The organism is Pseudaestuariivita rosea, assembly GCF_017592335.1.
In the GTDB taxonomy this organism is placed as follows: domain Bacteria; phylum Pseudomonadota; class Alphaproteobacteria; order Rhodobacterales; family Rhodobacteraceae; genus Parasulfitobacter; species Parasulfitobacter rosea.
The window spans coordinates 40,884-53,501 of sequence record NZ_JACNMP010000024.1; the positions used below are offsets into that span (position 1 = coordinate 40,884).

The 12,618-nt window shown below is 49.7% G+C and carries 3 protein-coding genes; 1 reads left to right on the top strand and 2 read right to left on the bottom strand.

Going from position 1 to position 12,618, the window contains the following annotated elements:
- The first annotated feature begins 26 nt into the window (after positions 1-26).
- A complete protein-coding gene (locus H7848_RS14690) occupies positions 27-10,595 on the top strand; it encodes a calcium-binding protein (protein WP_208352882.1) in 10,569 nt (3,522 codons plus the stop codon).
- A 57-nt stretch (positions 10,596-10,652) separates the two neighbouring features.
- Here H7848_RS14690 and H7848_RS14695 read toward each other — a convergent pair whose 3' ends face one another.
- Positions 10,653-10,832, bottom strand: a complete 180-nt coding sequence (locus tag H7848_RS14695; protein ID WP_237072768.1) for a transposase domain-containing protein — start codon at positions 10,830-10,832, stop codon at positions 10,653-10,655.
- Between the two features lie 55 nt (positions 10,833-10,887).
- Positions 10,888-11,358: a GNAT family N-acetyltransferase gene (locus H7848_RS14700; RefSeq protein ID WP_208352883.1), complete on the bottom strand. Its 471-nt coding sequence runs from the start codon at positions 11,356-11,358 to the stop codon at positions 10,888-10,890.
- Positions 11,359-12,618: the final 1,260 nt, after the last annotated feature.

Below are 12,618 nucleotides of genomic sequence, written 5' to 3' on the forward strand. Positions count from 1 at the left end.
AGTTAATATCAACAACTTCAGATAGAGTGGGAATTTTTGAAGTAACTGGCAGGGGTTACGTTGATCGGCAAGGTAACGTTCACAGCGAAGCTGCTTCTTTATCTGCGAGTGTCACAATTCAAGACATTATTGAAACAGATTTTGAGATACCTGATGCGGTTAACCTTGGTGCGACAATCGAAATAACCGGAGATGTATTTACCGTAACTGTGGGAAGGCAATCAGTTACTCTTGATCGTAATAGGGTAGAGGAACAATTAGATGATTTGTTCAATGATGCTTTACAAGAACTAAGAGATCTTGGTATTGTCGGGCCAACTGTAGATTTGTTTGTTGATGATTTCGTTGAGGTCTTAGCTGAAGAAATTGAAGCAAGCATGGCTGAGCTTGAGGAATATGCACGGAATTATCAGCTACAACTTCTATATGATGCTGCTCAAGCGTTAAATCCTGCTCTTCCTAAATCTAACTTTCAACAACCTAGATGTTTTCCAGCTTATACTCCGATTCTGACAAATGAAGGGGAAGTTTCCCAGATTTCTTCCCTTAAACCTGGTGATACAGTTCTTGCCTTTGATCCTGCAGTTGACCTTGGGCGCAGTGGTTTGGTGCCACGCAAGATTGTGCGGCTTTATCATAATGTCACAACGGAATGGCTTAAGCTTAGCTGGACAGAAAACGGTGAACAGAAAGAGTTGATCTCAACCCCCGGTCACCATTTTCTGGATCAGTTTGGTGACTTCCCAACGGTTGAGAATATGCTTCGCGATGGTCATGCGACTGTCGTTCTTGCCTCGGGCGAGTTGACAGAAGTTACAGCCGAAAGAATTGTCTACAGCGCAGAAACTGCAGATTTGTTTGAACGTGCTGAGGTAGCAGCACAGGTTGGGAATACCGCACTAAAGTCAGAACCTGCTGAAGCCTGGGTCACTTACAACTTTGAAGTTGAGGACTTGCACACCTATGTTGCTGGTGGCATTCGCGTTCATAACCAATCTGGTATAATTGGTGAATTGGCAAATGCCATCGATGATGCCATTTTCGGGAACAAAGGGGGCTTCTGGGATCAATTTGGCGATGTCATTACATCGCCGCTCCATGCTATTGGCACTCTTGCAGTTGGTTTACAGGAGTTCGGAACAGCGATTGTCACAGGCATCGGCGAAGCGTTTCAAACGGCCTGGAGCGGTATTGGAAACACAGTTCAGCAGATTCGAGACGGCACGTTTATAGACAATATCCGTTCCTCTTCAGCTGACTTCCGTGCTGAAATGAATGAGCTATATGCTGATCCAACCAACCCATCAAACTTTGGCACACGAGCGCATGATCGTTTTGTCGACAGCACGCTCGGGGGGCTTGATGGCTGGTCCCCTCCTGAGGGTTATACGGTTAGTCCGAATGGCAGGGGCTTTAGCATCCGTGATAGAGAAACGGGGAGATCTTTTAGAGACAGCAGGGATGATAGAGATAACGATAGGTCTGGTTCTAGCCGCTCAGGTAGAGACGACGATGGAAGGTTTGATGGCATTATTAGCGATGATCCTATTTTGCTTGATCTTGATGGTAATGGTGTCAAGCTTACTAAGCTTTCGGAGTCCAGTATTTATGTTGATGCAACCGGCGACGGTTTTTTAAATCGTACGGCTTGGGCTGGAGAAGGTGACGGAGTTTTATTCTACGATCCAGATAATCTGGGCGAGATCGTCGAGCAACGACAATATATATTTACAGAATGGGATCCGACAGCGACGAGCGATCTGGAAGCCATCCGGTCTGTCTTCGACAGCAATGGTGACGGTGTTTTGGATGTGCACGATGACGCTTTTGCCGATTTCAAGGTAATGGTCACGAATGCAGATGGTTCGACGACGGCTCAAACGCTGACTGATCTTGGGATCACGTCAATCAATCTGACTGGAGATGCTACACATATTGAGCTGTCCGATGGCTCGACGATCACAGGTGAGGCGGAATTCACCTTCGCCGATGGCAGCACAGGAACCGTCGCGGATATGACGCTTGCTATCGATCCTGAAGGACGCCGCGTCCAACAGGTCGAGGGGCAGGACGCCAATGGCAACCGGACCCTGGAGACAACGGCCTTCCATGAGGACGGGTCTATCGCCTATACCATGTCATCGGTTTTCAGCCCTGATGGCGCACTTGTCCATCATGCCTATGACGATACTGGAGACGGCGCAATTGACCGGCTGCAGGAGATCGTAACCATCAACCAACCAGATGGTACGAGCGTGGAAACAGTAACCAATTGGACTGGTGCAGATCTTGCGACCGCTGTTTTGGTCAATAGCACGGTAACCACCCGCACTGTCGATGGCAGCCAGGTGACCATCCAGCGGGACAGTACTGGCGGCGGCTGGATCGATCAGGAAGAAGTCCGAATTGAGCATTCCGATGGCAGCCATACAAATACGATCTCCGATCTTGGCCAGGATGGCACGGTGATCCGTAGTGAAAGTGAGACAGTCTCGGCGGACGGATTAACGCGTGTGACTGCGCTCGATGAAAACGGCGACGGCGTGGCCGACACGACCACGACACATACCATTACGATCAACCCCGATGGTAGCCGCATTGAGACGACACGTATCACAAACGCCGACGGTACAGAACGGACTTCGACTGAGGAAACAATTGCCGCAGACAGCCAGTCGCGTCGTCAAGATTTGGACATTGATGGTGATGGTGATGTCGACATGTCCGACGATATGGCCTTCACTCTGCATGCAGACGGATCAAGCACCTCGGTTCAGACTGTACGCAATGGCGACGGTTCGCTGCGCAATAGCGTCACAACGGATCAATCGGAAGACACGTTGCATACGACGACGGCGTCCGATCTGAATGGCGACGGCGTTGTTGACCGGACCATCGTTGAGGAGACGGTTGTTGCAGCAGATGGAGCACGAGAGACGACGACCACGACGACCAATGGCGATGCATCCATCCGGGATATGGCTAAGGTCAACCTTGGCGCCGACCGTGTCACATCCGAGCACTGGCTTGACCTTAATCAGGACGGGGTTTTCCAGAACACCGATCTTATGCGTGCAGTCACCGTCGACGGGGCAACGCAGGAGCGGATTACAGAGAATTGGACACGTAATGCCGACGGCAGCATTGCCAGCCACACGCGGTCCGTCGCAAGCGAAGACGGGTTAAGCCAACAAATTGAAGTGGATGCGGATGGAGACGGTGATGTCGACACGCGAATATCCGATGTGACAGTAACGACGACAGACGGATCTGCTAGTCGTACCGTCACCACATACAACCAAGATGGCTCGCTACGGGAAGAACGTATCGAGACCAGGTCTGCTGATGGTCTGACGACCACGGTGATTGCGGATGCCGATGGTGATGGTGATATAGATACCCGAACTGTCGATACGTTGGTTCGAAACCCCGATGGCAGCACGATAAAAACCGTCTCATCGTATTCGGGCGACGACACGTTACTCTCGGAGCAGGTTACAACCGAAAGTGAAGACCGCAGAACGCGCGAAACAAGCGTGGATCGGAATGGGGATGGTGCTGTTGATGCCATCACTCGGCGCGTAGAGGCCGCCGATGGGGCCGTAAACGCGGTTGTCACGGGCTTTCACGCTGATGGATCTATTGCGTCTGTAGAAGGGACGGATACCAGCGCAAATGGATTGAGTCGCGTCAACCGCTCGGATCTAGATGGCAATGGCATCTTTGAGACAGAAACAAGCCAAACGACGACACTTAACAGCGACGGCAGCAGAACAGTTCTATCCGAGACCCGCAACAGCGACGGCTCCTTACGGGATCGTTCCATTAACGATGTTAGCGATGATGGTCTGGTCAAAATAGTGCAGACGGATGCAGATGGGGATGGTTCTTTTGAACGCACGACCACCGTGACGAGCGTTCTGAACCTTGATGGAAGCACGACGGAGTCCGTCGATCAGCGTGCGGAGGACGGTAAGCTCCTCAGCCACTCAGAAACGTTGGTGTCGGACGATGGATTGAATACGGTCACTCGTCTCGATCAAGACGCAGATGGCACATTTGATTTGATCACGACGACTGACACCGTTCTCAACAGTGATGGTAGTACGACGACAACGACAAAGCTTGAAGATGCAGCTGGTCAGTTACGAGAGCGGCAAACGGTAACGCAAAGCGACAATGGCCGCTCGACGACCACGCTCGCCGACATGGATGGCGATGGGGCGATTGACCAGACGGTGTCGCAGATCATCGCAGATGATGGAACGATCACAACCACGAGCCAAAATCTTGCCAGCGATGGCAGTTTGCACTCACAGAGCGTCATGGAAACCAGCGATGATGGCTTGGAAAGGGTTCGCCGTGATGATCGGGATGGCGATGGAGACTTCGAGACGATCACGACAGAGCACGTCACGTTAAACACTAACGGTTCCTCATACACCTTATCAACATCCCAAAGTCAGGATGGTTCGATATTCTTGGCGACCGAGCAGATGATCAGCGATGATGGTTTGAACACTACCAGTCGGTCCGATTGGAATGGTGATGGTATCTTCGATCTGAATCTGAGTGCGGCAAGGACGCTTCATGCAGATGGCAGCGAGACTCTTTTGGAGCAGGCTTTTGCGGCCGATGGGTCTCTCTTGGCAACTGGTACAACAACGGTCAGCGCCGATGAACGATTTACCGAAGAGACTATGGACTCCGACGGCAATGGCCAAAATGATATGGTCTCGCAAACACGGATTGATGATGATGGCTCGATCAGATCAGCAACCTCGTGGTATTCGATCGGCGGTGCATTGATCTCAACGGATATTATTACGGTGAGCGGCGATGGCCTGACGCGCTTTCGTCATATTGATCGAAACGGGGACGGCGAAGAAGAGCGCATCATTACTGATGTCAGGGTGCTAAATGCGGATGGCAGTGTCACCCAGACCATTGATCATCGGGACTATCTCAACATTCAACGGGGTTATGAGGAGTATACAACAAGCGATGATGGTATGACGATTTCGGCACGTGTCGACCTTGATGGCGATGGGATCTTCGATTTCCAGTCGGAAGATGTGACCTCCTTTGCCACGAATGGGGATGTTATCCAAACACAAACAAGCCGAACCGGAACTGACGATCTGATGACTCGGATTGTGGCCACAACAAGTGGAGATGGTCTCACAACCCTTTTGGATATTGATTATAACGGGGATGAAACCTCGGATCGTACCAGTAGCCAGACCACTTATGCTGATGGCGCCCGAGACTCACTCTTACGGGAGTTCGATGCGACGAACCGCCTCGTGTATTCCGAAAGCGAGAGCGTCAGCGCGGATGGTCGCAGCCGTCAAATGTCGGTTGATCGGGATGGCGATGGCGATGTTGACCATCAGATGGTTGAAGAGATCGATGCCAACGGTGCTGTCACTGCAGCATATTCAGAGCTTGGAGCTGATGGTGCCTCCCAGAGTGAGATCACGATGGAGGTCTCCGCAAACGGTCTTACTCAATCATCCAGATTCGATCTCGATGCGGATGGAAACATTGATATCACCCGGGCAACCAATACAAGCTTTGCAGTCGATGGCAGCACAACTAGGACCTTTACCGAAACCTTCGGCAATGGAACGCTTGCTTATTCCGAGATAGAGACAAATGCAGCCAATGGTCTGTCTGGTTCAACGATATTTGATATGAACGGTGATGGAGAGATCGACGGTACAAACAGCTGGCAGACCTCCCTGAATGCGGATGGCAGCCGTCAAACCATAGACGAAACACGTTATGCAGATGGAGAGTTGCGATCCAGTTTCGTTGAAACCGTTAGCATTGATGGACGAACCACAACTCGGGCCTTTGATTATGACGGAAATGGCGTAGAGGACAAAATTACCGAGACAGTCATGCGTGCGGATGGCCAAGTCGTTGAAACAGTGACGTCCTTTAATGAGGGAGGGATGCCAGGAACGACCTTCGTCACAACCATATCCGCAGACGGGCTTGAAACGACTGTCCTACGTGAGGGGAATCTACAGACACTTACGCGCTCGGCAGTCGATAATGGCAGCTATACATGGAACAATGGTATTTCGGGCGTGGGTCACATCGTAGTGGAACACAGCTTTGATGTGCTTGGTGTTGACACCTGGACGAAAACTGAAGTCATACTGACAAACGGTGGTGCGACAGAAACTGTAACGAGCAGCACGCGTCTTGATGTTGCAGCAAAAGAACGCCTTCTTGATCAGGCGGCCCGTGTCTATGATACCGTCTTGGACCGGGACCTCGACTTCAACGAAATCGAAGTCTTGATTGATCATGTCGTGGACGGTCAACTCGATTTTTCATCGCTGATCACAGAACTCATGGAATCCGCCGAGTTCACTACGCGTTATGGAGAGCAGAGTAATGCAGAATATGTTACTCAGCTTTATCTGAACACCTTCGGGCGCGCACCCAGTATTAAAGAATTGAATACCCATCTCACGGATTTGAATGATGGGAACGCAACGCGTGAAACTATGGCGCAAACGCTTTCCGAATCTCTTGAACATCTGATGGTTGGTAACGGACATATGGCGACGAACAACTTCGACGTTATTATGAATCCGGCCGCTTTTGAGCGTAGTCTGGATGAAGCCTATGTCCGGTCTTTGATCGAAAAACTGGTAGATGTTGCCTATGATCGTGCTGCCACGGAACAAGAATTGAGTTACCTCTCGAGCCTTTTGCTTGAAGGAACTGATACGCTTGAAGACATTGTTGACCGCCTAATGGGCGTCTCTGGAGAAATCCAGGGGGTGTCGATGTTTAACCTGAGGAGCTTGTCTGGCGGTGCATTTGTCGAACAGGCGTTTATGAATGCCCTTGGGCGCGCGCCTACAAGCGAAGAGCTTACAATCTGGCAGGATCACATCACTCAAGGTCATATCAGCAAATCCCAGCTTATTGCCTCTCTTGCGATGAGTGTAGAGAAGGCCTCTATTGGAAATACGCATGAGAACTATGCGTTACCTAATGTGAATATTATAGAAGAACCTGAGCAGGTAACCATATTAGATATTGATTTTGGTATTGCATATATGGGTACTAATGGACAAGATTATATAATAGACAATACAGCTGTTGCTTCCTATATCCTAGATTACCCATATCTTCTAGGCGAAGCTGGAAGTGATGTATTAGTCGGTGGTGTCGGTGCTGATTGGTTAAGAGGTGGCACTGGAAGCGACCTGTATGTTTGGTCGAGTGGGCATGGCAACGATATAGTTTTTGAAGATGATCAGTCTTTTCTTGTTACAGATACTCTTCATTTAACGGATATTCTTTCTTCAGATATTGCATTACGCCAGAGCACTTCTAATCATTTGGAAGTGCACATCAATACCACTGGTGAAATTATAAAAATCGAAAATCAGTTTTCCTCAACAGCGAACGGTATCGGAATTGAAGAGATCATATTTGGTGATGGAACCGTTTGGTCGCTTGAAGATATTCTCAAAAATACCACGAGGGTGGGGAATGATGGTAACAACACATTCCATGGTGGTGGCTATGGCGAAAACCTGTTTGGTTTTGCCGGTTCTGATACAATTATCTCCCATGGTGGCGATGATACTTTGACCGGCGGTACAGGTGATGACGCGCTTCACGGCGCGGCTGGAAATGACATATATATCTGGGCGACGGGTGACGGTAACGATCAGATCTATGACCGTGTCGGAAGCGGAAGCACTGCCACGGCATCCATAACCGAAGTTGATACCTTGCGCCTTACGGATGTGAATGCGGATGGTGTCGTTTTAACGCGCACCCCTGACAATAACGATCTCATTATAACCATTCTCCAAACCGGCGAAGTTCTTCGGATTGATGATCGCTTCAAGTCAGTCACGTCGGGTGAGGGGATCGAGCGGATTGAATTCGCAGATGGTAGTGTTTGGACACTCAAAGACATACTTGACCACACAACCGTCAGCGGAAATGCAACTAACAACACGCTCAACGGGAGGGACTATCGGGACAATCTCTACGGTCTTGAGGGTAATGATGTGCTTAATGGTGGGCTTGGCCAGGACGTTCTCGTTGGTGGTCTAGGCAACGATACGCTGCGCGGTGGTGATGGTGGCGATACCTACATCTGGACGACTGGAGATGGTAATGATGTCATTGATGAAGTTGCGACTTCGTTGACGGAGGTCGACACACTTGTTCTGACCGATGTTGCCTCAACAGATGTTCGGATCTGGCGGGAAAACGGGGTTGATGGCATCCGCATCACAATTGTTGACACCGGCGAAATCATAGAGATTTTGGATCAAAACCATTCCGCAGATGAATATCAAGGTATCGAAGCTATTCAATTCAGCGACGGTATCGTTTGGACCCGCGCCGATATCGCCGCTCAGACTGTTTTACAGGGTACTGAAGCCGCCGAAACTCTCTCAGGTTACGACTATCGCGATAATATTATCGGTGAAGCTGAGAATGACCAAATTAATGGCGGTGGCGGAAATGATGTTCTCATCGGCGGTACTGGAAACGATACGCTTCGCGGCGGTACAGGAGACGACAGCTTCGTTTATAATCTCGGAGATGGAAGTGACATCTTGGAGGAAACGTCTGGAACCGACCGAATTGTCTTTGGTGAAGGGATCACTCCAGAGGATTTGACGTTTGAGCGCGATGGTATGGATGCACGGATCCTTCTCTCGGATGGATCAACTATAACGATCCGAAACGAGGTAGCCTCACGTATTGAGACGATCGAATTCGCCGATGGTACACGGCTAACACCGACGGTTTTCGGAGCGATCTCAGTCACTGGGACATCTGGTGGCAATATGTTGGTTGGCCATACGGGCGATGATATCATAGATGGCGCTGATGGGAATGACACTCTCTTTGGAGGAAACGGCAACGATACTCTGACCGGTGGTTTGGCGAATGATACTCTAACGGGTGGAACTGGCGATGATATTATAGATGGGGGATTAGGTAACGACCGCTATGTTTATGAGTACGGTGATGGCAGCGATACAATCATTGAAGGAGGACTCTACGGTGGTTCTGATCGTCTCCTCTTTGGTGCTGGTATCGATATCGATGAAGTGACCTTCGATTTCTTGGGCGACGACTTGCTCGTTAACGTCGCAGGTAGCGGTACACTCACGCTTCAAAACTTCCGATTTTCGCCGATTGAGTATGTTACCTTTTCTAGCGGATTAACCGCACACCTAAATGAGTTACTCGGACCTACGATTGACGGCGATAACGGTGCGAACCTGCTTCTTGGGTTGGAAACCGCTGATGTTGTGGAAGCAAGAAATGGCAATGACTCAATTTACGGTCATGGAGGCAATGATACCCTACGCGGCGGTTCAGGAAACGATGAACTTTACGGTGGCGAAGGAGATGACCTGATTTTTGGCGAGAATGGTGATGATACTATTCTTGGTGGCTATGGTAATGATACAATGCGAGGCGGTATCGGAGCCGATCTAATTGATGGTGGCTTCGGATTCGATCATGCCGACTACAGCGATGCTCAACATGGCTTGTCTATCAGCCTTAATCAAGAAGGCGGCGTTGTAAGAGATGGCTACCTAGCAACAAAGCATACTTTGATTAATATAGAAGGTATCATTGGCGGCAACCTCGGTGACTATATTGAGGGGTCAAATATTGCGAATGAAATAAGCGGCTTAGCTGGAAATGATAAAATCTTTGGTTTTGCTGGTGACGATAGTATTAACGGTGGTGAAGGTGATGACTTAATCAGCGGCGGCGCTGGTGCCGACACCATGGAAAGCGGCGGCGGTCTGGACACACTTGATTATTCCGAGTCTGACGCTGGTGTTTTTGTTAAGCTACAAACGGGTGAAGCTAGCGGCGGACATGCCGAAGGCGACGTGATTATCGGTAGAGACTTTCGCGGTGTGATAGGGTCAGAGTTTGACGACAATCTGCAAGGCACAGGACTTGGCGATACGATCACAGGCGGTGACGGCAATGATGATGTGTATGGCTACGCTGGCAGGGACAAAATCTATCTTGGTGAAGGTGATGACTTTGCAGAAGGTGGCAATAGCGGTGACTTAATCTATGGTGGTTTAGGCAACGACGTTTTACGTGGTGGTCGAGACGATGACTTTTTGTATGGTGAGGAAGGCAATGACCAATTGTTTGGAAATCACGGCCTTGATTACATCGAAGGTGGCGCTGGCAATGACACGATCCGTGGCGGCGGCTGGCATGATACGCTGAAAGGTGGTGACGGCGACGACGTGATCTACGGCGAAAGTGGCGGCGACGAAATCTGGTCTGGCGCTGGCAATGATACGATTTCCGGTGGCATTCATGATGACCCAGACCACTTTATCTTTGCAGCGGACGACGGACACGACGCCATTACTGATTTCCAAATCGGCATTGATCTTGTGGTATTGCATAATGTCACTGATCACACCAAAAGCTGGTCGCAAACGACCGATGGTGCGATGCTGACCTATGACGGTGGAGACACGATCACTTTCCAAGGTTTGACCATTGAAAAAATGGAAGGCATGCCTGTGTTTCATTCCTACGGATAAATCGCACTCGTCCGTTGAACCTAACCTTTTGAGCTCAGGCATGAGCTGTTACGCTGCTTATGCAGCGTAACGCCAGGGGAGGAGTTCGTCGAGGTGTGTCATCTTGTAGCCTGCGATCTGGCCGAGGCACCATGTGAGCCAGGCTTGCGTGTCGACATCGTTGAGCTTGGCCGTTTCGATCAGGGCGAAGGCGATCACCGTGGCTTTGCGCCGCCTTGTGATCCTGCAAACATCCAATGTTTCCGCCTAATGGCGACCGGGTTTCAGGCCGATAGTAGGTTTAGAAATCAGGCTACATAGTTTTAACATAACTACCCCCTACGAATTTATATCCTATACGTTTTGCGAGTTTGTGTGCTTGAGCGAGATTTACATCGGATGTAACGTGGAAAAGAATTTCTTTCGCCCCTCTCGCTTGTGACCATATTTGCACACCTCGGAATAAGCCGAGCGCAATTCTACCACCTGATAGAGAGGACCTTATATCATGTGAAACATTGATGTTATGAATTGTCGTTAAAAGTATATCCGAGCCGATATGGTACTCACCAACTGAACAATAGGCAAAGCCAATCGCCCGCTCATTTTTTTCGGCAATTATTACAGCGTGTCGTTTCTGGTCTTTTAATGCCCGAAGCGCGATTTTACGCACTTTTTCCGGGCTAAATGGAATATAGCCAAATCTGCTTTCTTCATGTGCTTCTTTGGCTAAATCTACAATGTGAGGCAAATCTGCTTCTGAGTTTACTAACCTAAAAGACATACTAAATTGAAACCTCCAGCTTTAGTGTAATTTTGATATATGGATAGAAGCTAAAAACGATTTTGGCTGCGCGTTCAGGCTTTGGCAATCAATTATCATGGGAACTTGTGAGCGTTTCGTCACCCTCTGACAATTCAATATACTTCATAGTTAGTTGAGAGGGTTCTATTCTAATTTAGTAGCAACAGGTTGGCTTTATCTTGAGCGAGATGATTGCATTGCCATCCCGGCCAAATATCAAATGTACAGTCTCGCAGACTAGAAGAGAGAGTGGCAAGACGCAAAAATCTTCCAACTCCTGCGCGTGGGTTGCAAGGGGGCACGCACTGCCCCTTTGATCGGGTCCAGCGCCGAGACGTTGGCGGCATTCAATCCGCGCAGGGTTGATCTATGGGGTGTTGGGGAGAGAGACATCTCCCCGACGAGGGATCAAACAACGATATGTTTGCATGACGATGAACAGGCTCAATGCCTGTGTGTCGTCATTCGCTGAGGGGGATAGAACGGGGGAGCGCAGCAGCCCCCTTCTCAAGAGGTGTGGTACTACCACACACATCTTGCGTATGTTCTTATTAGCTCAATTCTTTGCAACAGTTGAGCTGCCGAGCTGATCGCTTGGCGCATGATCTGGATCGAACACATCTACGGCCATGATGGGTCCAATCGCAAGGAGGATCGTGCCCGTCCGTTGAACCCGCCCTGTTGCGCTTGGGTGGTGCCTGTTACGCTGGGCGGGGTTCTGAAACTGGGTGCAATGTGGTGTCATGCTGTGTCATGGGATGTCCTTTCGATTGTGTTGAGGGGTTAGCCGACAATATTTGACGGAGATAGTTTCCCAGTATCTAGCTCTAAAATCGTCAGGTAATTAAGGCATTTGCCTACGGATTCTCTTCAGAAAATTTGGCGAAAACACCAAAATCGAATGTTGGCTACTGTCAAAGCCAGTTCAACAGGGCTTCTATCGCAGCGAAAGTCCACCACTTGCCCTCATTCTACGATCTTTTTCAGCTCACTACGACGTAAGCGGTGCGCCGTCCCCACACTTACGGCATGACGTTTGATCTGCGATTCAGAGGCTCCTTGGATGTGTGGGGAGTTTCTCGATGGGAGCTATAAGCGAGTTTCTGGCAAAGCAGACCCAGACCTGCGTGGTGATCATTGATGACATCAACCGCTTCGCCCGCGATGTGGTGGGGCATTGGCAGTTGCGCGCGCTTCTGGCCGAGGCAGGCGGCAAGCTAGAAAGTCCGTCGATCGAGT